Source organism: Clostridium ihumii AP5, from assembly GCF_000612845.1.
Taxonomy (GTDB): Bacteria; Bacillota; Clostridia; order Clostridiales; family Clostridiaceae; genus Clostridium_J; species Clostridium_J ihumii.
On sequence record NZ_CCAT010000070.1, the window covers coordinates 44,626 to 70,875 of the forward strand.

Sequence of the window (26,250 nt, forward strand, 5' to 3'; positions counted from 1 at the left end):
ATAAACTTGATTTCAAAATTAAATTTATCACATATCTTTTTATATTTTTCTATTCCACATAATTAAACCATCTTCTCTTGGGTTAGAATAAAAGTCTTTTCTAATTGCTTCAACTTCAAATCCATGTTTTTCATAAAGTTTCTGCGCAATTATGTTAGATTGTCTAACCTCTAATGTTATTGAAGAAGCATTATTTTTTTTACAGTTATCTATAAGTGAATCTAAAATTATATTTCCATATCCCATACCACGATATTTAGGATGAACTGCAATATTAGTTACATTAGCCTCATCAAACAATATCCATGCACCACCAAAACCAATATAGGTATTTGAAATTTTCAAAACAACGTAATTAGCATGAGGATTAGATAATTCTTTTTTTATAGAATCTAAGCTCCAAGGAGTATGAAAACTAAGTTTAGAAATTTCTTCAACAGCAGTAATGTTAGTATCATTTAACTGTTCTACAATGATATTATCCATTATTTTTCATTTTCTCCTCATACTCTCTTTCAGCTTGAGATAATCTTAAATAAATAGGAGAAGCTGCATAAATATCATCAACTATACCATCTTTAATTAAATTTAACCCTATTTGACCTAGTGATGAAGCTTTAGCTACATTCAAATGACATGGAGCTATTGAGCAAGTAGAAATTTCTTCTTTAAGTTTTTCACAAAACTTAAAAGTTCCATCTCCAATAAAATAAATCTTTTCATTTTTAGCTTTTAAATCATTTAATAACTCATCAATAGATACAACATAAGGTTCTTTTAGAGTTATTAGTTTATCATTATCAAATTTGTATAATCCAGTATAAACATTACCTCTTAAAGCATCCATTATAGGACAAATAATACCATTAGTACCATAAAGGTTATTAGCAAGTCCGTCTAAAGTAGAAATAGAAACAAAAGGTTTCTTAGAAGCTTGGGATAAAGCTTTAATAGTTGACATACCAACTCTAAGTCCAGTAAAAGAACCAGGACCTTTTGAAACAACAAATCCATCAACATCATCCAAGGATAGTTGGGTACTTTTTAAAAGCTCATCTATCATAGGCATCAGTATAGTAGAATGTTGTTTTTTATTATTGATATTAATTTCACCAAGTAACTTATCCTCGCTTAATAAAGCAACGGTAGCACATTCAGTAGCGCAATCTAAACTAAGAATTATCATAGTATTAACTCCTTTATATAATCATATCTAGTTCCATCATATTTAATAGTAACTTTTCTAAAAGAAGATCCTAATTGAGGTATTTTTTCTAGATATATAGTTAAATTCTCATCAGGAATTAGTTCTTCTATATAGTTAGACCATTCAATGACACTTACACCATCTCCGAAAATATATTCATCAAAGCCAATTGCTGCAATTTCATCAGGGTCATTAACTCTATAAACATCAAAATGATAAAATTTTAATCTTCCAGTGTCATATTCGTTTACAATATTAAAAGTTGGACTAGTTATATTTTCTTCTATGCCAAGTCCTAAAGCTATGCCCTTTGTTAAATGAGTCTTGCCAGTACCTAAATCACCAACAAGGCAAATTACATCACCGCTTTTACAAAGCTTCCCTAATTGAATACCGAGTTTTTCAGTTTCTTCTACAGTATTAACGATAAATTCCATTATGTTCACCTCATTTAATATTTTAGCCCAAAATCATGAAAAAGAAAATCATAATTATAAATATATCAAAATTATTTAAGCTTTAGAAGGTGAAAATATTATATGTGATAAGTATTTTCGTAATAAAAGATAGTAACAATTATGTAATAAAACGTATATATTATATATAGGGTGAATTTATATAGGGAAACAAGTTTGAAAATGCAATTATTCATATTTCAGTTGAGAACTCTAATTAATTTAATTTAAAATTGAAAATTGAAAGTGAATGTAAAAATTGGATTTCCAATTTTGAAGAATAATTTTTTATTAAATTTGCACAGCAAATTAATTGAAAATAATATAAAAACTGAAATTTATAAAATATCCAAAGTAATAGTGATAGTTACTATTAAAACTATGATTAGTAAGAACATTATGATGGGGAATTTATTCTCCAAAATGAACTTTTTATGGATAAATATTATACTAATTTTATTTGAAGTACAAATAAAACATTGTAGCGGGGATTTCAATCCCCGGGATATTAACCATAACTATTAACTTTTCACTCTTACTTGGTTCCAAATATGAATATAGTAATAAATTATAGTACTTCTAGTATCATTTGAGAAAGTTATTATTTAAAATATTAGCTTGGAACCCTATATCATGTTAGTGTGGTTTTTATCATAGTATAGTAATAATTAAATTTCAATACTATAATATCTATAATTTTGTAAAAACATATTGTCTTAAGTCTATTATACATTTTAAAAAGAAGAATAGAAAAAGATATACAATGAAATTTAAAAAATATTCCCAATAATACGAAAATAATATATAATTGTTTTATAATATTAAATTTCTAGTTTTATTTATTATATTTAAATAAGGGGTTTAGTATATGGAGGAGGGTATGTCATGTTTGTAAGTAATTTAATGTTAACTAGAGAAAAGCTTGTAACAGCCACACCAAAAATGACAATAGGTGAAGCTTTAGAACTTATGGAAAAAAACAACTTTTTATCAATTCCTGTAGCAGATGAAAATAAGTTTTTAGGGGCAATATCAAAAGAGAAGATATACACATATTACTATGAAAAAAGTGTAGAAAGAAAGTGCTTATTATCTGATTTTTTAGTTGAAAATGTTATGAGAACAGATGTCCCAGAAATAAAACCAATGGAGCAAATAGAAGAAGCTGCATATTATTTAGAAACTAAAAACGTTTCATTTTTAGCAGTTGTAGATAATACTGGCGACTTTAAAGGAATAGTTACACATTATGCTATATTCCATCAGTTTACAGAATTATTTGGATTAAATAAAGGACATAGGTTAGCTGTAATAGCATATGAAATCCCAGGACAAATATCAAAACTTTCTAAAATAATAACTGAAAATAAAGGTGACATAATAAGTTTTGTAGTTGTAGATCCAAAAACTAAAACAGATATAAAAGAAATAGTTGTAAGATTAAGAGCTGAAAACTTTGATGATATATTATCAAAAATAAAATCAGCAGGTTTTAAAATATTATAAAATATAGTAAGAATTCAAAGTTTAAATTAGAATTCTATATTAAGGGCTTGGAGTTTTCATTCTAAGTCCTTTCACATATCCAAATAAAATATCAAAAAAGTATTGACAAGTTTAAATGTTGATGATAAAATAAATCTTGTCTTAGGGGTATAGCTCAATTGGTAGAGTAGCGGTCTCCAAAACCGTTGGTTCCGGGTTCAAGTCCTCGTGCCCCTGCCATATAAACTAGTAGTTTACTACTAGTTTTTTTATTTTGTAAAAGTAAGAAAAGGTAGTAAAATTTTACTACCTTTTAATTAATTATTAAATATCAAAAATGGTTTCTTTCTTTTCAATAGCTTCAGTTGAGCAATTTTTGTTATTTTTATTAAAAAAACTAACACAATCATTAAAAACCTTATGTTTCTGAGCTTCATTTAGAATTTCATGTCTAGCACCAGGATATAAAATCATATCCACAGATTTAATATTCATGGTTTTTAAATCATTATAAAGCCTAGTAACACCTTTTCCCATCAAACCAACAGGATCATCTTGCCCAGCAATTAAAAGGATAGGTAGGTTTTTAGGGATTTTATCTAGATTTTCTTTCTTTTGATTAGTTCGTAGGCCTTTTAGTAAATAGTAAAAATATGAATTAGAGTGTATTGTTCCGCATAAAGGGTCTTCAATATATTTATCAACTTCCTTTTCATCGCTGCAAAGCCAATCAAAATTTGTCCTATTTGGTTTAAAGTTATTATTAAAATTACCAAAACTTAGCTTGTCCATTGTAGTTCCAGCAGTTTTGGCACCATGCTTTTTCATTTGGTATTTAGCTACTTTTTCTCCAAATGAAAATATGAAAGGTTGGTTTCCATTAGTGCCACAAAGAATTAAGCCATCTAAGCCATTTCCGAAAAGTTCAGCATATCTTAAAGATAAAAAAGAACCCATACTATGACCTAAAAGAAATATAGGCAAATTAGGATTTTCACTTTTTATTAAATCAGTCACATCTTTTAAATTGTTTACCATAAGATGAAATGCATCACCTTCACCCATATACCCAAGTTCATCAGGGCTTGTCTTGCCATGACCACGATGGTCATTAGCGTAAACTATATAGCCGTTATCATTTAAATAGTTTGCAAACTCAGCATATCTAAGGGCATGCTCTGCCATTCCGTGGGATAGTTGAATAACCCCTATAGGATCTTTTACATCACAGGTCCATTTATAAATGTGAATATTTTTATCACTAGAATCTTTAATAAAAAATTTATTTAAAGTCATAAAAATCATCCTTTCTTAAGTACTTATAAGTAAATTTAAACATATATTATATAAAGTATTAATATGAAATAAATATAGAATTTATAATCAAATTTTAAGATTGGTTATTGATGTAAATTTAAAAGTTTTTATAGGCAGAAAAAATAATAATTTGAAACCACAATTGATAAAAAATATAATTTAAAACATAATTTTAAAAAACTATAATTACAATCTAATCAATTAGTTTATCGAGTACAGCAAAAAAAAAATTAATATAATATAAAAATATTAATAAAAAAACTTAAAAATAACAATAAATTTTTGATATAATATAATAAAGATAATTCTGACAAATTACTTAGCAAGTATGTTTAAGCAGAGAATAACTATAAATTATAGGGAATTTAATTAGCCTAAAGGGGGAATATTATGCCAAGTAAAATTGATTATTATGGTAAATTTAGAGAGAGGCACTTTTTAACATTTCCTACCTTAGAAACTAAAAGATTTTTATTATTAAAATGTGATAAAAATTATGAAAGAAATTTTGAAGAACTATTAAGTGATGAAGAAATTAATAAATACACAGGAACTGAAGTAGTAAATGCTAAAGAAGAGTGCAACATTTATTTGGAGCATATAGATGAAGAATATAAGAATAAGACAGCACTTAATTGGGTTATAATAGATAAGGAAAAGTGTGAATTTACAGGCGAGATTAGGTTATACAGCATAGATTTGTATTCTAATAGATGTGAATTAGGATATACTATAGTCAAAAAAAATTGGCGAAAAAGGATTGCAACTGAATGTATATTAAGAGTTTTAAATTTTGCATTTAATGAGCTTTATATGAACAAAGTATCTGCACTTATAGATATGCATAATATTGCATCTAAAAGACTTATAAAATTATTAGGCTTTGCAGAAGAAGGAATATTAAGAGAGCACTATTATAGTTTTAAAAGAAAGGCATATATAACTGTAGAAGTGTGGTCAATGATAAAAAAAGATAATGAATTTTATACTAAGACGTTAAAAATATAACAAGTTAAAGAGACCACAAAAACTTTTGTAGTCTCTTTTTCTGTAGTTATTTAAAATTTTTTCTTTAGTAATAGACTCATTAAGAAATTTTCTTCATGGGTCTTAATAAAAGTTACAATACTAAAATTGTAACTTTTAAAATTTAGGATAAAATTTAAAAGCATGAAACTTTCAAAATCGTATTATAAATAGTATTCCTTAATAAAAATAAAATATACAAAAAATTATTTTAATATTAAATGTCCAATATTATTTGTATATTCCAAAGTGTAAAGATTTTTATCAGCAGTATCATCTTTAAAGTCTTCATAATATAAATCATTAAAGTTAAATACATAATTAAAAGAAGATATTCTCTCTAAATTTTTATAGGCAGATTTAAATGTTGCATCAAGAGAATATGCAACATTATAGTGTTTTAGTGCTGAATCTAAATCACCATTGATTTCACATATAATTCCAAGTAAGTTGTGTGGTTTAGCAGATATATCATTTTGTAGCATAGCTAAATGAATACAAGTTAAAGCCTCATCATATTTTTTACTTTTAATTAAATAAATTGCTTTTTCAATATTTTCATCAAAACTCATATAAAATCACCCCCAAGTTTTAATATATAAATTTTACCAAGAAACATATAAAGATAAGATAAAGATTATGTTTAACTATATAAATAAAACATTAAATACTTGCGTTTTAATAAATTGGGAACAATAAAATAGGAATGGGAATATAAATTAAGTTATTTATGTTTAAAGTGAGAAATTATATAAAAAATAAATTTTATAAAATACACAAAGTAATAGTTATATTTGCTATTAAAACTATGGTAAGTATGAATATTATAATGGGGAATTTATTCTCCAAACTGAACTTTTTATGGATAAATATTATACTGATTTTATTTGAAGTACAAATAAAACATTGTAGCGGGGATTTCAATCCCCAAAATATTCACCATCACACTATTCACTTTTCACTCTTAGTTCTTAATTAGGTTCAATCATAATAAACTGTAAGCTTAATAATATCATTTGATAAAGAGGTTATTTAAACTTTGAACTTGGAACCCTATAATTAAGTTATTTAAAATGGTATAATAAATGTTAACAAATATAAATTATTAGAAAATACTATTTCGGATTAGAAATTAAAATATAGTTTTTAGGAAAGTAGGAAATTATAATGAATAAAAAGACTAGAGATGAAGTTTTAAGAATATTAAGTGAAGTTTATGAAGGGGCAACTTGTGGATTAAATTTTAATAGTCCATTTGAACTTTTAATATCAACAATTTTGTCAGCTCAATGTACTGATGAAAGAGTAAATTTAGTTACAAAAGAATTATACAAGGAATACAATACTCCAGAAGCTATAGTAACTTTAAGTGAAGAAGAACTTGGAGAAAAAATTAGAAGTTGTGGATTTTACAAGAATAAGAGTAAAAATATTTTAGGTTGCTGTAAAATGCTCTTAGAAAAGTATCATGGAGAAGTGCCTAAAACAATGGAAGAACTTATAGAATTACCTGGTGTAGGAAGAAAAACAGCAAATGTTGTTATGGCAAATGTATTTGGAATACCTGCAATAGCTGTAGATACACATGTTTTTAGATTATCTAATAGGATAGGTATTGCAAAAGGGAAAGATGTAGAAGAAGTAGAACAGAAACTAATGAAAAATATACCTAAAAAAATGTGGAGTGACGCTCATCACTACTTAATATGGCATGGTAGAAAAATATGTAATGCTAGAAAACCTAAATGTGAAGAATGCCCAATAGTACAGTACTGTGAATATTACAATGGAAAAAATAAATAAAGTACGTTATACTAAAAATAAGTGAAGATTTAAAATAAAATAATTATTTTATTGACTCAATATAAAATTAGTAAGTAAAGCAAGGGAAGGGTGTTTGACATGTCTATACAAGAAGAAGCATTAAAAGTACATAAAGAAAAGAGAGGTAAGCTTGAAGTAATTGGAAAGATGAAAGTTGAATGTAGTAAAGATTTATCTTTAGCATATACTCCAGGTGTTGCTCAGCCTTGTTTAGAGATTGCAAAAAATAAAGATGCAGTTTATGACTATACTATAAAAGGAAATACTGTGGCAATAGTTTCAAATGGAACAGCTGTTTTAGGACTTGGTAATATTGGTGCAGAGGCATCTATACCAGTTATGGAAGGAAAAGCATTATTATTTAAAGAATTTGGAAATATAGATGCATTTCCTATATGTCTAGATACAGAAGATCCAGAAGAAGTTATAAAAACAGTTAAATTATTAAGTCCAGTATTTGGTGGAATAAATTTAGAAGATATAAAAGCACCAGAATGTTTTTATATAGAAAAAAGATTAAAAGAAGAATTAAATATACCAGTATTTCATGATGATCAACATGGAACAGCAATTGTTGTTTTAGCAGGACTTTACAATGCATTAAAAGTAGTTAATAAAGAAATAGAAAACGTTAAGATTATAATAAATGGAGCAGGTTCAGCAGGAATAGCAATTTGTAAATTGCTTTTGAATGCTGGAGCTAAAAATGTGGTAATGTGTGATAAACATGGTGCCATAACAGAAAATCAAGATTTCATAAATGATGCTCAAAAAGAAATAGCTAAAGTAACTAATAGAAATATGGAAGAAGGAGTTTTAGCTGATGTAATAAAAGGAGCAGATGTATTCATAGGAGTTTCTGCACCTGGCATATTAACAAAAGAAATGGTATCAAAAATGAACAAAGATGCAATAGTATTTGCTATGGCAAACCCAACACCAGAAATAATGCCAGACCTTGCAAAAGAAGGTGGAGCAAGGGTTGTTGGAACAGGACGTTCAGATTTTGATAATCAAATAAATAATGTTCTAGTATTCCCAGGAATATTTAAAGGAGCATTAGAAGTACGAGCTACAGAAATAACAGAAGAAATGAAACTTGCAGCAGCAAGAGGAATTGCAAATCTAATAACTGATGAAGAATTAAATGAAAACTATATAATTCCAAAAACATTAGATAAAAGAGTTGCAGAATCTGTATCATCAGAAGTAAAAAGAATAGCAAGAGAAAGTGGCGTTGCTAGAATAAAATAATATAAATATAAAAAATCCGTTAAGCTAAATAAGCTTAACGGATTTTTTTATATTATGGAATATCTTTTATGTAAACAAGATTTATTTTTAAACGTAGCCTGGATTATGTTTTGTCGTAGCCGGGATTTCAATCCCGGTGTTCTTTGATGTGGATATAAAGCTGAAAATTTCAAATAAATCAAAGAGAGATATACCGGAATGAATTCCGGGCTAAAAAGAAAAATGGAATTGAGTTTTAAATATATCAGAAATTATTTTAAAACGTAGCCGGGATTATGTTTTGTCGTAGCCGGGATTTCAATCCCGGTGTTCTTTGATATGGATATAAAGCTGAAAACTTCAAATAAATCAAAAAGAAATATACCCGAATGAATTCCGGGTTACGGAGGTAAATGGAATTGAGTTTTAAATATATCAGAAATTATTTTAAAACGTAGCCGGGATTATGTTTTGTCGTAGCTGGGATTTCAATCCCGGTGTTCTTTGATATGGATATAAAGCTGAAAATTTAAAATAAATTAAAGAGAGATATACCGGAATGAATTCCGGGCTAAAAAGAAAAATGGAAGTGACTTTACTTGTTAAGTTAAGTATCTCATTTAAAAGGAAAAGTAAATTAGTCCATAAAGTGTTTGTCCATCTTGTTAATTAGTATTTTAAGACTAAAAAGATACACAAAAAAAGATTGGAAGTTTGTGAATGAAACAAATGTAAAATAAATATAAAAATTACAATGAAATCAACTATAAATAATTTTTTTATGTATTCTATAATAAAGGGGGGTAACAGCATGAAGAAAAAAGAAGTTATTTTCACAATAATTATATCAATATTATATTTTATTTTTATTTTAAATAGAGAAGGAGAACAACCAATAATAAATTACTTAGGACATATAATTTATATATGGATAGATATAATTTTAATTTCATTAATAAGGAATGATACAGAAAAATACGATGAGGATTTTATATACTCAAATAAAAAAGCAATAATAGCATTTGCAATTCTATATATTTACTTAATTCTAACTAATATATTATCCAATAATAAGTCTCAAGTTAATAATATAAGTTTATATGAGACTAAAATAAGCTATATTATTTATCCAATAATCATGATTGGCGTAGTATATGGAATATTACTAATTTCAATGAAAATGTTAAAAATAGATATAAAGAATTTTAAATTTAAAATTGGAATTAAGGAATTATTACTAGTTATACTATTAATAGCAATAAAAAAAGTAATAGAATGTTCTTTTTTAGGAATTGATATGTTGATTAATGGAAGAGAAGTATTTTATATATTTATAAATTTTGTCATTAATCTTATTTCACCAGCGTTCATAGAAGAAATGATTTTTAGAGGACTACTTATGTCAGGACTTAAAGGATTTTATTTTAAAATAGAAAATGCTAATATAATTCAAGCTGTTTTATTTGGATCAATTCATTACTTTTATTACACTCAATATGGCATCATAGGAATATTGGGAATTTCATTTCAAGCAATTGTAGGGTATATGCTAGGAAAATTATATATAAAAACTAAATCACTAACACCATGCATAGTATTGCATGCATTGATTAATACAATTTAATGTTAAAAAATACTTATATATTGAATAAAATATATTTATAAATTATTATTAAACTTAATAATATTTATATACAGAATTATAATTAGGAAGGAGATAGATATGTGTACTAAGATATTAGTAGTTGATGATGAAAAAACAATAGCGAATTTAATTGAATTATATCTAGAAAATGAGAATTTCAAAGTATTTAAATGCTATACAGGAGCAGAAGCAATGAAAATTATAGAAAATGAGGAGTTGGATATGGCTATATTAGATATTATGCTTCCAGATATAGATGGTTTTACTATATGTAGAAAAATAAGAGATTCATATACATTTCCAGTAATTATGCTTACTGCGAAAGATGAGGAAATGGATAAAATTACAGGATTAACTTTAGGAGCAGATGACTATATAACTAAACCCTTTAGACCATTAGAGTTAGTAGCGAGAGTAAAAGCGCAATTAAGGAGATTTACCAAATATAATATAAATAATAAGACTTCAAATGATGATACAATCTCAATTGGTGGATTAATACTAGATAAAAATACACATGAATGTTTTTTAAATGAAAAAATATTGTCTTTAACACCTACAGAATTTTCTATTTTATGGGTATTGTGTGAAAATAGAGGTCAAGTAATAAGTTCAGATGTATTATTTCAAAAGGTATGGGGCGATAAATATTTTAGTAATAGTAATAATACTATTATGGTACATATTAGACATATTAGAGAAAAAATGAATGAATCAGCAGAAAACCCTAAATATATAAAAACAGTATGGGGAGTTGGATATAAAATTGAAGGATAATAAAACTAGAAAAAGTGATTATTTAGCATTTAAAAGAAAAATATTCCTTAAAGTTTTAATACTTGTTTTGCTTAGCTTTACTTTTTTATTAGCATTAACTTTATTATTAAGGGGACATTTTGGTAATTGGATTGTAAATTTTTTAAGAGATACATTTTATTTGTCTGAATCAGATGCGGTAATTATTAATCATTACATATTTAGAAATAATGCAGATAAAATTATGTTAATTTTGAGTGCAATTATATTTTTAATCATATTTAGAGTTGCCATATCATGGGTTACAAAATACTTTGATGAGATTAATGAAGGAATGGAATCATTAATACAAAATACTAATAACAAGATTGAACTTTCACCAGAAATGAATTTCATGGAAAATAAGTTGAATACATTTCGGCATGCTATGGAAAAAAGAGAAAGAGATGCAAGGCAATCAGAACAAAGAAAAAATGACTTAGTTGTTTATTTGGCACATGATATAAAAACACCACTTACTTCAGTTATAGGATACTTAGAGTTAATGGATCAAATACCAGATATGCCTCTAGAGCAAAGAGCAAAGTACATTGGAATTACACTAGAAAAGGCAAATAGACTTGAAGCATTGATTAATGAATTCTTTGAAATTACTAGATATAATCTACAAACAATTATACTAGATAAAGGAGAGTTCAATTTATCATATATGCTATTACAAATTACAGATGAGTTTTATCCAATGCTTTCGGAAAAAAAACAAGAAGCTATAGTAAACTCTGAAGAAAATATTATATTTTATGGTGATTCTGAGAAGCTTGCTAGAGTATTTAATAATGTATTGAAAAATGCAATTGCTTATGGAAATAATAATAGTAAAATAATAATAAATGCTTATATTAAAGAGGATAATATAACTATAGAAATCAAAAATAATGGAAGAAAAATACCCTCTGATGAATTAAATAGTATATTTGAGAAATTTTATAGAGTGGATAAGTCCAGGGGAACTGATAATGGAAATGCAGGGTTAGGACTTGCAATTGCAAAAGAAATTGTAGAACTACATTGTGGAGCAATTTATGCAGAAAGCAATGATGAATATACTACGTTTTACATAAAGCTACCTAGAAAAATCAATAAATAGTTAAAACACTATCCTTTTATGACTTATAGTCATAAAAGGATAGTGTTTTTGTTTTAAAATCATAAAAAGAAAAGATTAAGTCCTTCATAAGAAAATCTTAAGAAATATATAAGTTCATATTTAGATAAAAAATTTTAGAATTTATTAAAATTAATTCATAAGGAATTGAGATATACACTTAAGGAGGATTTTGAATGATGATATATAGAGAAAAAAATAAAAAGAAAATTGGAAAGCTAAAATATACAACTTTAGCAATGTGTGCAGGATGTATTACAACATTAATGTTATCAAATTGCTTAATAAATAAAATTGATTTAAATGAAGTTATATTTTCAAAACTTCAGAGTATAGAAATAAAAAGTGAAACAAATGAATTTATGGATAATGATTTATTATATAGTTCAAATGCAATTCTTATTGGATTAGATGACAATAATGTACTTTTAAATAAATTTGCAGATAAAAAGATATATCCAGCATCACTTACAAAGATTATGACAGCAATTTTAGCAATTGAAAGTATTCCTAATTTAGAAAAAAATATTAAATTACAAGAGGATATGTTTAGAGAACTATATGAAGAGGATGCATCTATGGCAGGTTTTTTACCTAATGAAGAAGTAGAGGCTATTGATTTAATTTATGGAGTGTTATTACCTTCAGGTGCAGAGAGTTGCATTGGATTAGCAAATGAAATTGCAGGCTCAGAAAAAAACTATGTTGAACTCATGAATGATAAGGCTAAAGAATTAGGTATGAATGATACTCATTTTACAAATTCAACAGGATTGCATAATAGAAATCATTATAGTACTGTAAATGATATTTCAAAATTATTAAGATATGCATTACAGAATAATACATTTAGACAGATATATACATCAAAAATTCACAGTACAAAATCAACAAATTTGCATCCTGATGGAATTACATTTGAGAGTACAATGTTCAAGCATATTAATGAAGAATATGAAAGTAAAGGGATTATTGAGGGTGGAAAAACTGGATATACTGAAAAGGCTAATTTGTGTCTTGCCAGCTTATCAAAAATAAATGGAAAGGAATATATTTTGGTAACTGCGAATGCACATGGAAATCCTGGAACAGAGCAATTTAATATTTCAGATGCATTTAATGTATATAATAGAATTTTAGAAAATTAATATTAATTTTAAAAATATAAACATGTAAGGGAGAAATATAAATGAAAAAAATTTTTTTAATGACTTTAATAATAGGGATGATATCTTTAACAATGTTAGGTTGTGATGTAGTAAATGATAAAAAAAGTAATCAACCTAAGGAAAAAGTTTTGAGTGAAAATATAAAAAAGGAGGATGTTTTCTTTGAAGAGTTAGGAATTAAGTTCAATCTACCTAGTAAATGGAAAAATATAGAGAAAAGTATAGATATATATGGCACAGCACCAAGAGAAAATGTAGAAGGACAATTAATTATTAGTTTTATACCAGATGAGGTAATGGATAAAGCTAAAAAAATGAATGAAGAAGCAGATAAAATTCCAGAGACAGAAAAAGCCAAAATAGAAGAAGCAGCAAAAAAAATTATGGATTTAACAGATGAGTTTAAAGAAATGTGTGTTATAGCAAGTATAGATAAGGGGAGGGAGGAAGGAACATTTCAAAAAGAATTATTTTCGAAATATGAAAATAATGATTTAATAGGTAAAGAGGGGGACTTAGACTTTTATTTTTTATATAATAACAAACCTAATATCAGTAATTTATCAGAAGAAACAAAAAAAGAATATGAACAAGTATATAAAGAAGTTAAAAATCTAAAAAATGCTATTAAAATATTTAAACCAGTATCAGAACAAGAAAAATTAAGCAAATACAATAAAATTGAATTTAATACTAAAACTATAGATGGTAAAAAAATAGATAGTAGTATTTTTAAAGAAAATAAGCTTACAATGATAAATATATGGGCAACATACTGTGGACCATGTATAGAAGAAATGCCAGATATACAAAAGCTTTATGAAGAAGTTGAAGGTGAAAAAATAAATGTAATTGGCATTATATCTGATACACCAGATAAGGATAATGAAGAAGTAGCTAAAAGTATTTTATCTAAAAAGGGTGTTAAATTCCAAAATATTATTCCAGATGAAACTATTAAGAATGGTATATTAAGTGATATTCAAGGGGTACCTACGACGATATTCGTTGATAACGAAGGAAAGGTTGTTGGAGAAGTTTTAGTAGGAGCAAATAACAAAGAAGATTATAAAAAAGCAATTGAAGATAGGTTAGCAAGTATAAAATAATTTAATAATATCACAGTAAAAATATAATATGGGTGAAATTTATGAAACTAAATAAGATTGAATCATTTGTAAAGTATGGTATTTTAACAATTAGCATTTTCTCAACTTTTATGGGGATATGCAGAGGAGAAGGAGAAATTGTATTAAGAAAAGCAGTAAACATATGTTTGGAGTGTATAGGAATTGGATAAAAGAAGGATTACACAAATCATTTCAGCGACACTGACTAATGCAAATATAAAAGGGTTTGTACAAGGAGAAATATATAAGGGGAATTTAAAAAAGATGTGTATTCCAGGGATGAATTGTTACTCATGTCCAAGTGCTATTGGGGCTTGCCCAATAGGCGCTTTACAAGCTGTTGTAGGGACAATGAAATATAATGTTTCACTATATGTGTTAGGGATTATATCATTACTAGGAGTTATATTCGGAAGATTTATATGTGGATGGATATGTCCATTTGGGCTTATTGAAGATTTATTATATAAAATACCTACTAAAAAATTTAAGGTCAATAGAAGCGTAAATAATATTTTAAAGTATTTTAAATATTTTGTATTGATAACATTTGTAATAATACTGCCTACATTTTTAGTTAATGAATTCGGAATAAGTCCTCCGTATTTTTGTGAATATATATGTCCTGTGGGAACTTTAGAAGGTGGATTGCCATTAATTATAATGAATGAATCTCTGAGAAAAACTATAGGATTTTTATTTTACTGGAAATTAATGATACTACTAGTCATAGTTGTGTTATCAATATTTATATATAGACCATTTTGTAGATATATATGTCCATTAGGAGCACTTTATTCACTATTTAATAAGATAAGTTTCTATAAATATAAAATAGATAAGAATAAATGTACAGGCTGTAATGCTTGTACAAATAAATGTAAAATAAATATAGAAATACATGAAAATCCAAATAGTTTAGAATGTATTAGATGTGGACAGTGTATAAAAATATGTCCTACAAATGCCATAAAAAGTAATTTTAAATATAGAAAATGAACATAATAAACTATGATACAAGATTATTAAGGGAAGTGAACTAAATTTAATGGGCGTTCAAAAAAATAAGAAGTTATATCGTTCAACAATAAGTATATTTTTGATAATACTAATTTGTGTGTTAATCAGCTTAGGATTGAATAAGATTTATAGAGTGGTTTATGAAAAAATGGATACTATAGATAAAAAAATGTTTGAAGAGCTTTCTAAAATATATGAAAAATTCAATGAAAGCTCAAGTAATTTATGGAACAATAATTATAAGTTTAATGAAAAACCATTGATTCTAATAAGAACAAATAGAGAAAAGGGTATAGTAAGAAAGTATTCATATGTTATAAATGTAGAAGAATTTAAAAATAGTATTTTTTCAAAAAAAGTTAACATTCCAGATTACTTGAAATTACCAACGGTTTATAGAGTTAATAATTTAAATTTAAATATGATTTCTACTTGGATTCCTTCAAATTTTGGTACTGTAAATATTAATACAAATAAAGTGTTCTATTTTAAATATAATCCTCAAATGATGGAAAATCCTGAATTATATTTTGACTTTTCATCATTTCTATTACATGAGTCATTTCATACATATAATCAAAAAAATTGGATATATGATGAGAATGATGGAGAGTATGTAGAAAATTATCCAGTAAACATTGAAAATTATGCTTTGATGGGAGTAGAATTTAAACTTTTAGATAAATGTATGGAATCAAATAATAAAAGTGAAATAAGTAAATATTTAAGACAATGGACTCTGATAAGAAATTATAGGTATAAAAAATGGCCACAATTATTGGCTGAGACTAATACAGAAGCAATAGAAGGAACAGCAAGGTATATAGAATATAAATATAGCAAATTGTCAGGTGGAAAATTAACAGTTTTAGCAAATAAAGAAGCACCGTACCATGTAACTTTTATTCATGCATATAATTGTATAGCTGATAATATAGCAGAGTCCCCTGCATATCTAGAGAGACCAATAAAATATGAAACTGGAGCAGCGGTGTGTCTTATAATGGATAAATTAAATATTGAATGGAAAAAATATATAGAGGATAGTAGAGAGAAACGAGGTAAAACACAATATGAAATATTAAAATACTATTATGATATTTCATATAAAAATTATGATGAAATTTCAAATGTTAAAAGTGAAAATGATTATGAAGAATTATTAAAAAAAGGAGAAAAAATAGTTAATCTATATAATAAATAACATTATATGAATTTATATTGAATAAGAATGAAAAATAACGAATACCATTGATTGGTATTCGTTATTTTTTATTTTATATAAAAAATTTATCTTAAAAATCTTTATATAATCTTTATACTGCTATGATTAATCTTAATCCTAAATTTATATTGCTGATGCTAATATTAATACAGTAATTGGAGAGCGCGGAGGTAATTAAAAAATGATGGATTTAGTTTTTATTATAGTACTGATAGGAACATTTGGAACATTAAAGTTATTTTTAGATTGGTGTGAAAAACAAATCAATAAGAACTAGATGTAGGAGGAAGTTTTATGTGGATAGTTGTAGGAGTAGTAATTTTCTTATTTGGATATTTAGGGTATGCACTTTTTAATCCAGAAAAATTTTAAATTACTTAAAAATAACACTTTAAGAGGGGGAGCAAAATGAAATGGATGCAAATAATAGTAACACTATTATTATTTATACTTTTAATCATACCATTAGGTAAGTATATGTACTTAGTTGTTACTAATAAAAAATGTTTTGGAGATAAATTTTTCGATAAGATAGATAATTTAATATATAAAGTAAGCGGAATAGATAGAAATGAAGAGATGGGTTGGAAAAAATATGTTTTATCATTGTTGGCAGTTAATATAACAATGATACTAATAGGATATATAATTTTCAGAACTCAAAGCTTTCATATTTTTAATCCTAGCAAAGTGGAAGGAATGGAAGCAAGCTTATCATTTAACACAATAATAAGTTTTATGACTAATACAAACCTTCAACACTATGCAGGAGAAACAGGTCTTTCTTATTTTAGTCAAGTTATGGTTATTGGATTCATGATGTTTACATCAGGTGCTACAGGTATTTCAGTAGCAATTGCTTTTATGGAAGGCATAATAGGAAAGAAAAAAACAATGACAAGCTTTTATGTAACTTTAGTAAGAGTTACTACAAGAGTACTTATACCATTAGCAATAATAGTTGGACTATTTCTAGTGTCTCAAGGAGTTCCTGAGACATTTAAAGGACCAGAAACAGTAACTACTATAGAAGGAAAGGTTCAAGAAATAAGTCGTGGACCAGTTGCAGCTATCGAATCAATTAAGCATATAGGAACCAATGGAGGTGGATTCTTTGGAGCAAATTCATCACATCCTTTTGAAAACCCAACACCTATTACAAATGTAATAGAAATGTTAGCAATGATGATAATTCCAGGATCACTTATATGCACTTTTGGACTAATGCTTAAAAACAAAAAACAAGGATTTGCAATATTTGCAGCTATGTCAATTATATTTTTAATTGGACTTATCATATGCTTTAATGCAGAGTCAGCTGGAAATCCAGCACTTGCAAACATTGGTCTAAATCAAGCAATGGGAAACATGGAAGGAAAAGAATTAAGATTTGGAATTGAAGGTTCTACGTTGTTTACAACAGTAACAACAGCATTCACAACAGGTAGTGTAAACAACATGCACGACTCTTTAACACCACTAGGTGGACTTGTTCCATTAATGAATATGATGCTTAATGTTGTATTTGGTGGAGCTGGTGTAGGCTTTATGAATATGGTTATGTATGTTATTCTTACAGTTTTCTTATGTGGACTTATGGTTGGAAGAACACCAGAGTTTTTATCAAAGAAAATAGAAGCGAAAGAAGTAAAACTTATAGCACTTGCTATAATCATACATCCACTTCTAATATTAATGTTTTCAGCACTTGCAGTATCAATACCAGCAGGAACTAGTGCAATAGCAAACTCAGGATTTCATGGATTATCAGAAATCGTATATGAGTTTACATCTTCAGCAGCTAATAACGGATCAGGCTTCGAAGGACTTATTGATAACACTATGTTTTGGAACACAACAACAGGTCTTGTAATGTTTTATGGAAGATATTTATCTATGATAATACTTTTAGCAGTTTCAGGTTCATTAGCTTCAAAGAATGCTGTAAATGTGAGCATTGGAACATTAAGAACAGATAATTTAACATTTACAATAACACTTGTATTTATAGTTTTAATAATAGGTGCTCTTACATTTTTACCAACATTAGCACTTGGACCAATATCAGAGCATTTGACATTATGGTATTGATGATATAAAGACTAAAAGGAGAAGATATATATGGAAATCAAAAATCAAAAATCAAAAGTTATTACAAAATCCATATTAAAAGATTCAATTAAAGAAGCTTTAAAAAAATTAAATCCTAAATGTATGATAAAAAATCCAGTTATGTTTGTTGTGGAAATAGGTTTTGTAATGTCACTTGTACTTGCAATATTTCCACAGTTATTTGGAGATAAAGACAATAGTTTAAGAATATATAATTTAGTAGTAGCTATAATTTTATTAATAACTGTTCTATTTGCAAACTTTGCAGAAGCAGTAGCAGAAGGTAGAGGAAAAGCGCAAGCAGAAACATTAAAGAAAACTCGTAAAGATACTAAAGCAAAGCTATTAAATCAATCAGGTGAAGTAAAAATTATAAATGCTAATGAATTAAAAAAGAATGATATAGTTTTAGTAGAAAATGGAGATATAATTCCTACTGATGGTGAAGTAATAGATGGAATTGCATCAGTAGATGAGTCAGCTATAACAGGAGAATCAGCTCCTGTTATAAAAGAATCTGGTGGAGATTTTGCATCAGTTACAGGTGGAACAAAAGTAGTTAGTGACTGGTTAAAAGTAAAAATAACAACTACTGCAGGTGAATCATTTTTAGATAAAATGATTGCTTTAGTTGAAGGTGCTTCAAGACAAAAGACACCAAATGAAATTGCACTTAACACTGTACTTGTAAGTCTTACTATAATTTTTCTTATAGTAATAGTAGCGCTTTATCCAATGGCTAAATACTCAAAGGTTTCAATACCTATATCAACACTAATAGCATTAACAGTATGTTTAATACCAACAACAATAGGTGGACTTTTATCTGCTATAGGTATAGCTGGAATGGATAGAGTTACAAAATTTAATGTTATAGCAATGTCAGGAAAAGCAGTTGAAGCATGTGGTGACGTTGATACTATGATACTTGATAAAACAGGAACTATAACTTATGGAAATAGACTTGCATCAGATTTTATACCAGTAGAAGATGTAGAAAAAGAAGAACTTGTAAAATATGCACTTATATCTTCATTAAAAGATGATACTCCAGAAGGAAAATCAATAGTAGAACTTAGTAGTAAATTAGGTATAAAAGTAGATAAAGATTTATATAAGGATGATGAATTTATAGAATTTACAGCTCAAACAAGAATGAGTGGAATAAATTTAAAGAATGGAACAGAAATTAGAAAAGGTTCATATGAAGCAATAAAAGAAAGAGTATCAAAAAATGGAAGAAATATTCCTAAAAACTTAGAAGGCACAGTTAATAAGGTTGCAAGACTCGGGGGAACACCACTTGTTGTATGTGTAGATGATGACATATTAGGTGTAATTTACCTTAAAGATACAGTAAAACCAGGACTTGTAGAAAAATTTGCAAGACTTCGTGAAATAGGAATAAAAACTATAATGTGTACAGGAGATAATCCATTAACAGCAGCAACAATAGCGAAAGAGGCTGGAATTGATGGATTCATAGCAGAATGCAAACCAGAAGATAAGATAAATGCGATAAAGAAAGAACAAGCAGAAGGAAAAATAGTTGCAATGACTGGTGATGGAACAAATGATGCTCCAGCTCTTGCACAAGCAGATGTAGGACTTGCTATGAATAGTGGAACAACAGCAGCAAAAGAAGCTGCCAATATGGTAGATTTAGACTCAGATCCGACTAAAATACTCGATGTAGTTGAAATAGGAAAACAACTTTTAATAACACGTGGTGCATTAACAACATTTAGTATAGCGAATGACGTTGCAAAATATTTTGCTATAATACCAGCAATATTTACTATAGCAATACCTAAAATGCAAATATTAAATGTAATGAAACTATCAACACCATATAGTGCTATATTATCAGCATTAATATTTAATGCAATAATAATACCAATTTTAATTCCAATAGCAATGAAAGGCGTTAAATATAAACCTATGAAAGCAGAAATAATGTTACTTAGAAATATGCTTATATTTGGACTTGGGGGAGTTATAGTTCCTTTTATAGGAATAAAATTAATAGATGTTTTAATAACTCCACTAGTAGCTTGCTTAGGAATATAGCAAAATAAGAGTTAATTACTAAATTTTAAAAAGTGATTAATGATGAATAATTAATAGTGAAAGATAAAACTGAAGTCTCAGTTTTTTTCAATCAAATTGTATAATAATTTGCAAAGCAAATTAGTGGAAAATAATATAAAAACGTAGTTTTTAGGTATTTCTATTTTAAATATTAGGAATGAAATGAGTAATATTAACCATAACTGTCAATTTTCAATTTTCAATTGTCAACTGGTTCCAAATATAAATGTAGAAATAAATTGTAAGATTAGTAATATCATTTGGGAAAGATATTACTTTAAATTTGGAACCCCATAGGAGGAGTTAAAATGAAAAAATTAAGGAAGCCAATAGTTGTGACTTTATGTCTATTATTGTTGTGTGGAGTAATATATCCATTATTTTTAAATGGAGTAAGTCAAATAGTCTTTAAAGATAAAGCAAATGGTAGTATTATAGAAATTAATGGTAAAAAGGTTGGTTCTAAACTTATAGGACAAAAGTTTACTGATAAAAGATTTTTTGTAGGAAGAATATCAAGCATAAATTATAACACATATGAAAAAGACGAATCTTACGAAAAAGCAGCATCAGGTTCTTCAAATTATGGACCAAGTAATAAAGAACTTGTAGAGAGAGTAAAAAGTGATATGGATGAGTTTCTAAAGAATAACCCAGGTGTGAAAAAAGAAGATATTCCGGCAGACATTCTTACAAATTCAGCTTCAGGACTTGATCCTAACATAAGCCCTAAAGCAGCAGAAATTCAAATAGCAAGAGTAGTTAGAGAAACTGGACTTAGTAAAGAAGAAGTTGAAAAAATAGTAGATGAATGTACAGACAAAAAATCATTTGGTATATTTGGTGAGGATAGGGTAAATGTTTTAGAAGCTAATTTAAAAATAGCATCAAAATTAGGTATTGAAATTTAAAAGAAATATTTAAAGAAGACAGGGAGTAGTTATAATAACCCTGTCTTAAATTGGAGTTATGACAAATTTATTATGTTAGGGTGGTGTTTATCATAAATGACTATAAAAGACCTAATCCAGAATATCTTTTAACTCAAATTGAAAAAGAAGAGGAAGAGGCATGTTCTACAAGAGGTAAACTAAAAATATTTTTTGGCTATGCAGCTGGTGTTGGTAAAACTTATGCAATGCTCATGGAAGCACATGATATGAAAGCACTAGGAAAAGATATTGTAATTGGATATATAGAGCCTCATGCAAGAAAAGAAACTATAGCATTAATAAATGGAATTGAAAATATAGGGCCCAAAATAATTGAGTATAGAGGCATTGAAATAAAAGAGTTTGATTTAGATACTGCATTAAAAAGAAAACCGGATATAATTTTAGTTGATGAACTTGCGCACACAAATGCTCGAGGAAAAAGACATAGAAAAAGGTGGCAAGATATAGAGGAACTTTTAGATTCAGGAATAAACGTTTATACAACTTTAAATGTTCAGCATATTGAAAGTTTAAATGATGCAGTAGAGAGCATTACAAATGTGTTTGTAAGAGAAACCGTTCCAGACAAAATCTTTGATGAAGCTGAAAAGGTTGAACTTATAGATATTGAACCAGATGAACTTTTAAATAGATTTAGTGATGGAAAAATATATAGTAAAGAGCAAACTAAAAGGGCATTTAAAAATTTTTTTGTGAAAAGCAACTTATTTGCATTAAGAGAAATTGCACTTAGAAGAACAGCAGATAGAGTAAAATATGAAGTTGAAAATGTTAGATTAGCAAAAGGACAAATAACCGTTATGCCAACTTCAGACAAAATATTAGCCTGTATTAGTAAATCACCATCATCTGGAAGAATAATAAGAACAGCAGCAAGGATGTCAGAAGCACATCATTGTAAATGGATAGCTCTATATGTAGAGGAAACTAATGCACAAAATTTAAGTGAAGAAGATAAAAAAGTTTTAAATGAAAATTTTAATTTAGCAGAGGAACTAGGTGGAGAAATTGTAACTTTATATAGTGACAATATAGTGGAACAAATAATAGACTATGCTAAATTTAGAAATATAACAAAAATAATAATTGGAAAAGATAGAAATAGGATAAAAAAAATAAGTAGATTATATTCAAAAGATATAGCAGAAAAACTTATGGAACGTAGTGATTGTATAGATATATATGTTATACCAAATTTATTTTATACTAAAAAGGAAAATAAATTTAATATAAAACCACCAATAGAATATTATATAAGAATCAGAGAGTTGTTAAAGTCAGTTTTAATAATGGGTATAACAACTGCAATAACATTGTTGTTTTGGAAGTTAGGTGGGTCAGAAGCTAATATAATAATGTTTTTCATTTTAGGTGTAATAGTTACGTATATAGTTACAACAGGCCATGCAATTGGTATAATATCATCAGTTATGGCAGTGTTCCTATTTAATTATTTTTTCACAGAACCAAGATATTCTTTTAAATTTTATGATAAAAATTATTTGTTTACATTTATAATAATGTTAATAGTAGCATTCATTATAGGAATGCTTACCAATAAAATTCAAAAAGAAGCTAAAAATTCTGTAGCAAGAGAAAAAAGAACGCAGATACTTTATAGAGTTAGTAAAAAACTATTAAGTGCAAAAGGTACCACAGATTTAGTGGCAATAGGGATAAAATATATATCAAGACTTACTAGTAGAACTGTAATTTGCTATCTAGCCAATGGAGAAGCACTAGCAGCACCATTTATTTATAATGATAATGAAAATGAAAAAAACAATGAACTATTAACTAGAAATGAAGAAGCAGTTGCATATTGGACTTTTTTAAATGGAAAAGAATCAGGCACAGGTACAAGTACTTTTTATGGTGCTAAGGGATATTACATGCCAATAAAAGGTAACAAGGAAATTTTGGGGGTAATTGGTGTATCTTGTGAAGAAGGAATACTTGAACCAGAGCAAAAGTTTATCTTTGAAACAGTTACTAGTGAAATAGCAATTGCACTTGAAAGGGAAATATTCTTTAGAAAACAAGAAGAGTCTACTATAGAAATTGAAAGAGAAAGATTAAGGAGTAACTTATTACGATCAATATCTCATGATTTAAGAAGTCCTCTTGCAGGCATTAAAGGTTCTGTAAGTACAATACTTGAAAATGGAGACTTAATTACAGAGGAAATGAAGAAAAACTTACTTGAGAGTGTTTATGACGATACAGAATGGCTTATAAGATTAGTTGAAAATCTTTTAAGTATGACTAAAGTAGATGAGGGTAAAATGCAAGTAAAAAAACAACCAGAAGTTGTCGAAGAAGTAGTATATGAAGCCGTTCAAAGAAGTGAAAAGTACTTTAATAAAAATAAAATAAGTGTAAATGTTCCAGAAGATATCTTAATAGCAAATATGGATGGTAGTTTAATAGAACAAGTTCTTATAAATTTAATAGACAATGCTACAAAATTTTCACCAAAAGATGAAGAAATAAATATTAATATATATGATAAAGGGAAAAAAGTAGTTTTTGAAGTAGAAGACAATGGTATAGGAATAAAAGAAGAAATACGTCCTTATATATTTAATAGGTTTTTCACTGATGGTGGAAAAGTGTCTGACTCTAGGAGGGGTGTAGGGTTAGGTCTTGTAATATGTAAATCTATAATCGAAGCTCATGGCGGAGAAATAGAGGCTATAAACAAAAAACAAGGTGGGACAATATTTAGGTTTAATATCCCTAAATAAAATTAATATCTCTAAGTGGAGGTGTAAAAATGACGAATGATGCATACATTCTAGTAATTGAAGATGATAAACCAATAAGGAATTTTATAACCACGTCACTAGGTGTGCAGGGATATAAATATATTGAAACGGAAAAAGGCAGAGAAGGTATTTGTCTTGCAATGTCAAATAGTCCAGATTTAATAATATTAGATTTAGGACTTCCAGACATTGATGGAATAGAGGTTTTAACGCATATAAGAGAATGGTCAAGTGTGCCAATAATAATAGTTTCAGCAAGAGATAATGAAAGGCAAAAAGTTGAAGCACTTGATAAAGGTGCAGATGATTATTTGACAAAGCCATTTGGCATTGGTGAATTATTAGCTAGAATTAGAGTATCACTTAGACACAAAGAAACTAAGAAAAATTTAAATGAAACTAATGGAACATTTAAAGTGAAAGATTTAATTATAGATTATGAAAAGAGAAAAGTTACTATAGAAAATAAAGAAATTCATTTAACACCTATAGAATATAAACTTTTAGTATTACTTTCAAAATATCCAGGAAAAGTTTTAACGCATAACTTTATAATAAAAGAAATTTGGGGTGCACCAGTAGGTAGTGAAACTCAGACACTTAGGGTATTTATGGCAAGTCTAAGAAGAAAAATAGAAAAACAAACGGTAAAACCAGAATATATATACACAGAAGTTGGTGTAGGATATAGATTTACAGAAGATTAATTTTAAATAAAACAATTTGTAATGAAGTGAATAATATTTTAAATATGCGGATATAATACTAATACCCATCTTAATTACATTAAACAAAAGAAGAGGCATCTAAAGTAGAATATCAAAATTGTTTTGATGTCTAATTTGATGATTTCCAATTTTCTCAAACTACCCTTAAAATGCTCATCCGAAAGGATGAGCATTTTTTATTTTATAGAAAGTTAAATCTTAAAAATGATATAAAAACATATAGTTTTTATATTATTATTTCAAGTAAATCTTTTTCGATTAAATTATTATATTTTCCTTGTCTATATTCTTCAATCAAGGATTTTTTATCTTCAGATGATAAAGAAATCATTTTTTCGGTAAGTTCCTTAGGTGTTTCAACATAAGCACCTTTTGGATTCATATCCTTATCAAAAGTTATTATTGTAGGAATAGAAACTCTACCAACAGCCTCTTCAAGAAACTCCTCATAGCCTGTTCTTGGAAGATAGTGAACTTTTAAATTAGAATTTTCTTCACTAAGTTTTTGGATAAAAGGTATAGTAGCAATACAATCAGGACAAAAACCTTCTGTAAAAACAATTGCATTTACGGTGTCATTTAAGTTTTTAATTTCTGACTTAGAATTTTCTGATAAGGTAGTTGCTATATATTTTTTATCTTGAATATCACCATAACTTTCTTTAGATTTTGCTAAATATTGTTCAAAACTTAGAGCACTTGATAAGTCTATCATAAATAACACATCCTTTTCTTATATTTTAATATAGAGAACAAAGTATTTATTCTCTATGGTCATATGAATTTCAAATTAAAAAATTGAATTTATTATAAAAATTATAAAACGAAAATAGTTAAAATGAAAGTATATTTAAAAAATTTTAATTAATTAATAATTTGAGTATATAAATATTTAATTATTCAAAAACTAAAAAAGCAATAAATTGTATATATTAATA

The 26,250-nt window shown here is 27.1% G+C and carries 24 protein-coding genes and 1 tRNA gene; 19 read left to right on the top strand and 6 right to left on the bottom strand.

Annotated features, from left to right (window positions below):
• Window positions 1–39: 39 nt before the first annotated feature.
• From rimI to tsaE, 3 genes are read right to left on the bottom strand one after another with little or no spacing between them, the layout of a single operon-like run.
• The gene (gene rimI, locus BN346_RS15110; RefSeq protein ID WP_040329710.1) at window positions 40–486 is read right to left on the bottom strand and encodes a ribosomal protein S18-alanine N-acetyltransferase; all 447 of its coding nucleotides are present in this window, start codon (window positions 484–486) and stop codon (window positions 40–42) included.
• On the bottom strand, window positions 479–1,186 hold the full coding sequence (tsaB, locus tag BN346_RS15115) for a tRNA (adenosine(37)-N6)-threonylcarbamoyltransferase complex dimerization subunit type 1 TsaB (protein WP_040329711.1): 708 nt from the start codon (window positions 1,184–1,186) through the stop codon (window positions 479–481). The genes rimI and tsaB overlap by 8 nt, the downstream gene beginning before the upstream one ends.
• The gene (gene tsaE / locus BN346_RS15120) at window positions 1,183–1,644 is read right to left on the bottom strand and encodes a tRNA (adenosine(37)-N6)-threonylcarbamoyltransferase complex ATPase subunit type 1 TsaE (protein ID WP_040329712.1); all 462 of its coding nucleotides are present in this window, start codon (window positions 1,642–1,644) and stop codon (window positions 1,183–1,185) included. The genes tsaB and tsaE overlap by 4 nt, the downstream gene beginning before the upstream one ends.
• Before the next feature lie 903 nt (window positions 1,645–2,547).
• On the opposite strand from tsaE, the gene BN346_RS15125 reads away from it, so the two are divergent.
• Both BN346_RS15125 and BN346_RS15130 read left to right on the top strand, forming a co-directional pair.
• On the top strand, window positions 2,548–3,168 hold the full coding sequence (locus tag BN346_RS15125; RefSeq protein ID WP_040329713.1) for a CBS domain-containing protein: 621 nt from the start codon (window positions 2,548–2,550) through the stop codon (window positions 3,166–3,168).
• 143 nt (window positions 3,169–3,311) lie between these two features.
• A tRNA-Trp gene (locus tag BN346_RS15130) sits at window positions 3,312–3,387 on the top strand.
• Between the two features lie 84 nt (window positions 3,388–3,471).
• Here BN346_RS15130 and BN346_RS15135 read toward each other — a convergent pair.
• Window positions 3,472–4,443 (bottom strand): alpha/beta hydrolase, encoded by a 972-nt coding sequence (locus tag BN346_RS15135; RefSeq protein WP_051540444.1) that lies wholly within the window; start codon window positions 4,441–4,443, stop codon window positions 3,472–3,474.
• A 411-nt stretch (window positions 4,444–4,854) separates the two neighbouring features.
• Here BN346_RS15135 and BN346_RS15140 point away from each other — a divergent pair, with 411 nt between their 5' ends.
• The gene (locus BN346_RS15140; RefSeq protein WP_040329714.1) at window positions 4,855–5,472 is read left to right on the top strand and encodes a GNAT family N-acetyltransferase; all 618 of its coding nucleotides are present in this window, start codon (window positions 4,855–4,857) and stop codon (window positions 5,470–5,472) included.
• Between the two features lie 224 nt (window positions 5,473–5,696).
• Here BN346_RS15140 and BN346_RS20650 read toward each other — a convergent pair whose 3' ends face one another.
• Window positions 5,697–6,062, bottom strand: coding sequence for a tetratricopeptide repeat protein (locus BN346_RS20650; RefSeq protein WP_051540445.1), 366 nt, complete (start codon window positions 6,060–6,062; stop codon window positions 5,697–5,699).
• A gap of 595 nt (window positions 6,063–6,657) precedes the next feature.
• Between BN346_RS20650 and nth the strand changes: the two genes are divergently transcribed.
• From nth to BN346_RS15215, 16 genes are all read left to right on the top strand, one after another.
• Complete coding sequence (gene nth, locus BN346_RS15150; RefSeq protein ID WP_040329715.1) at window positions 6,658–7,293, top strand: endonuclease III; 636 nt, start codon at window positions 6,658–6,660, stop codon at window positions 7,291–7,293.
• 99 nt (window positions 7,294–7,392) lie between these two features.
• Window positions 7,393–8,568 carry an NAD(P)-dependent malic enzyme gene (locus tag BN346_RS15155; protein WP_040329716.1) on the top strand — a complete coding sequence of 392 codons (1,176 nt, stop codon included), beginning with the start codon at window positions 7,393–7,395 and terminating at the stop codon, window positions 8,566–8,568.
• A 790-nt stretch (window positions 8,569–9,358) separates the two neighbouring features.
• On the top strand, window positions 9,359–10,171 hold the full coding sequence (locus BN346_RS15160) for a CPBP family intramembrane glutamic endopeptidase (protein WP_040329719.1): 813 nt from the start codon (window positions 9,359–9,361) through the stop codon (window positions 10,169–10,171).
• Window positions 10,172–10,270: 99 nt separating this feature from the next.
• Window positions 10,271–10,969 carry a VanR-ABDEGLN family response regulator transcription factor gene (gene vanR, locus BN346_RS15165; protein ID WP_040329720.1) on the top strand — a complete coding sequence of 233 codons (699 nt, stop codon included), beginning with the start codon at window positions 10,271–10,273 and terminating at the stop codon, window positions 10,967–10,969.
• On the top strand, window positions 10,947–12,095 hold the full coding sequence (locus BN346_RS15170; RefSeq protein ID WP_040329722.1) for a sensor histidine kinase: 1,149 nt from the start codon (window positions 10,947–10,949) through the stop codon (window positions 12,093–12,095). The genes vanR and BN346_RS15170 overlap by 23 nt, the downstream gene beginning before the upstream one ends.
• A gap of 194 nt (window positions 12,096–12,289) precedes the next feature.
• A complete protein-coding gene (locus BN346_RS15175; RefSeq protein ID WP_040329724.1) occupies window positions 12,290–13,261 on the top strand; it encodes a D-alanyl-D-alanine carboxypeptidase family protein in 972 nt (323 codons plus the stop codon).
• Between the two features lie 41 nt (window positions 13,262–13,302).
• Window positions 13,303–14,391 carry a TlpA family protein disulfide reductase gene (locus tag BN346_RS20655; protein WP_051540446.1) on the top strand — a complete coding sequence of 363 codons (1,089 nt, stop codon included), beginning with the start codon at window positions 13,303–13,305 and terminating at the stop codon, window positions 14,389–14,391.
• 41 nt (window positions 14,392–14,432) lie between these two features.
• A complete protein-coding gene (locus tag BN346_RS21970; RefSeq protein ID WP_158644504.1) occupies window positions 14,433–14,582 on the top strand; it encodes a CD1871A family CXXC motif-containing protein in 150 nt (49 codons plus the stop codon).
• Window positions 14,575–15,411, top strand: a complete 837-nt coding sequence (locus BN346_RS15185) for a 4Fe-4S binding protein (RefSeq protein ID WP_040329726.1) — start codon at window positions 14,575–14,577, stop codon at window positions 15,409–15,411. The genes BN346_RS21970 and BN346_RS15185 overlap by 8 nt, the downstream gene beginning before the upstream one ends.
• Window positions 15,412–15,580: 169 nt before the next feature.
• Window positions 15,581–16,636, top strand: coding sequence for a hypothetical protein (locus BN346_RS15190; protein WP_203226304.1), 1,056 nt, complete (start codon window positions 15,581–15,583; stop codon window positions 16,634–16,636).
• Window positions 16,637–16,951: 315 nt separating this feature from the next.
• Window positions 16,952–17,029: a K(+)-transporting ATPase subunit F gene (gene kdpF / locus BN346_RS22330; protein WP_074432727.1), complete on the top strand. Its 78-nt coding sequence runs from the start codon at window positions 16,952–16,954 to the stop codon at window positions 17,027–17,029.
• 36 nt (window positions 17,030–17,065) lie between these two features.
• Entirely contained in the window at window positions 17,066–18,748 is a 1,683-nt protein-coding gene (gene kdpA / locus BN346_RS15195) for a potassium-transporting ATPase subunit KdpA (RefSeq protein ID WP_040329727.1), read from the top strand.
• A gap of 36 nt (window positions 18,749–18,784) precedes the next feature.
• Complete coding sequence (kdpB, locus tag BN346_RS15200; RefSeq protein ID WP_101541711.1) at window positions 18,785–20,839, top strand: potassium-transporting ATPase subunit KdpB; 2,055 nt, start codon at window positions 18,785–18,787, stop codon at window positions 20,837–20,839.
• 329 nt (window positions 20,840–21,168) lie between these two features.
• Entirely contained in the window at window positions 21,169–21,771 is a 603-nt protein-coding gene (locus BN346_RS15205; protein ID WP_040329729.1) for a K(+)-transporting ATPase subunit C, read from the top strand.
• Window positions 21,772–21,863: 92 nt separating this feature from the next.
• On the top strand, window positions 21,864–24,563 hold the full coding sequence (locus tag BN346_RS15210) for an ATP-binding protein (RefSeq protein ID WP_074432728.1): 2,700 nt from the start codon (window positions 21,864–21,866) through the stop codon (window positions 24,561–24,563).
• A gap of 29 nt (window positions 24,564–24,592) precedes the next feature.
• Window positions 24,593–25,291, top strand: a complete 699-nt coding sequence (locus BN346_RS15215; RefSeq protein WP_040329730.1) for a response regulator — start codon at window positions 24,593–24,595, stop codon at window positions 25,289–25,291.
• Between the two features lie 247 nt (window positions 25,292–25,538).
• Here BN346_RS15215 and BN346_RS15220 read toward each other — a convergent pair whose 3' ends face one another.
• Window positions 25,539–26,027, bottom strand: a complete 489-nt coding sequence (locus tag BN346_RS15220) for a thioredoxin family protein (protein ID WP_040329731.1) — start codon at window positions 26,025–26,027, stop codon at window positions 25,539–25,541.
• Window positions 26,028–26,250: the final 223 nt, after the last annotated feature.

Excerpts from the sequence above, each read along its gene's own strand:
- rimI (WP_040329710.1), bottom strand. The coding sequence starts at position 486 with ATGGATAATATCATTGTAGAACAGTTAAATGATACTAACATTACTGCT.
- tsaB (WP_040329711.1), bottom strand. The coding sequence starts at position 1,186 with ATGATAATTCTTAGTTTAGATTGCGCTACTGAATGTGCTACCGTTGCT.
- tsaE (WP_040329712.1), bottom strand. The coding sequence starts at position 1,644 with ATGGAATTTATCGTTAATACTGTAGAAGAAACTGAAAAACTCGGTATT.
- BN346_RS15125 (WP_040329713.1), top strand. The coding sequence starts at position 2,548 with ATGTTTGTAAGTAATTTAATGTTAACTAGAGAAAAGCTTGTAACAGCC.
- BN346_RS15135 (WP_051540444.1), bottom strand. The coding sequence starts at position 4,443 with ATGACTTTAAATAAATTTTTTATTAAAGATTCTAGTGATAAAAATATT.
- BN346_RS15140 (WP_040329714.1), top strand. The coding sequence starts at position 4,855 with ATGCCAAGTAAAATTGATTATTATGGTAAATTTAGAGAGAGGCACTTT.
- BN346_RS20650 (WP_051540445.1), bottom strand. The coding sequence starts at position 6,062 with ATGAGTTTTGATGAAAATATTGAAAAAGCAATTTATTTAATTAAAAGT.
- nth (WP_040329715.1), top strand. The coding sequence starts at position 6,658 with ATGAATAAAAAGACTAGAGATGAAGTTTTAAGAATATTAAGTGAAGTT.
- BN346_RS15155 (WP_040329716.1), top strand. The coding sequence starts at position 7,393 with ATGTCTATACAAGAAGAAGCATTAAAAGTACATAAAGAAAAGAGAGGT.
- BN346_RS15160 (WP_040329719.1), top strand. The coding sequence starts at position 9,359 with ATGAAGAAAAAAGAAGTTATTTTCACAATAATTATATCAATATTATAT.
- vanR (WP_040329720.1), top strand. The coding sequence starts at position 10,271 with ATGTGTACTAAGATATTAGTAGTTGATGATGAAAAAACAATAGCGAAT.
- BN346_RS15175 (WP_040329724.1), top strand. The coding sequence starts at position 12,290 with ATGATGATATATAGAGAAAAAAATAAAAAGAAAATTGGAAAGCTAAAA.
- BN346_RS20655 (WP_051540446.1), top strand. The coding sequence starts at position 13,303 with ATGAAAAAAATTTTTTTAATGACTTTAATAATAGGGATGATATCTTTA.
- BN346_RS21970 (WP_158644504.1), top strand. The coding sequence starts at position 14,433 with ATGAAACTAAATAAGATTGAATCATTTGTAAAGTATGGTATTTTAACA.
- BN346_RS15190 (WP_203226304.1), top strand. The coding sequence starts at position 15,581 with ATGGATACTATAGATAAAAAAATGTTTGAAGAGCTTTCTAAAATATAT.
- kdpF (WP_074432727.1), top strand. The coding sequence starts at position 16,952 with ATGTGGATAGTTGTAGGAGTAGTAATTTTCTTATTTGGATATTTAGGG.
- kdpA (WP_040329727.1), top strand. The coding sequence starts at position 17,066 with ATGAAATGGATGCAAATAATAGTAACACTATTATTATTTATACTTTTA.
- BN346_RS15205 (WP_040329729.1), top strand. The coding sequence starts at position 21,169 with ATGAAAAAATTAAGGAAGCCAATAGTTGTGACTTTATGTCTATTATTG.
- BN346_RS15215 (WP_040329730.1), top strand. The coding sequence starts at position 24,593 with ATGACGAATGATGCATACATTCTAGTAATTGAAGATGATAAACCAATA.
- BN346_RS15220 (WP_040329731.1), bottom strand. The coding sequence starts at position 26,027 with ATGATAGACTTATCAAGTGCTCTAAGTTTTGAACAATATTTAGCAAAA.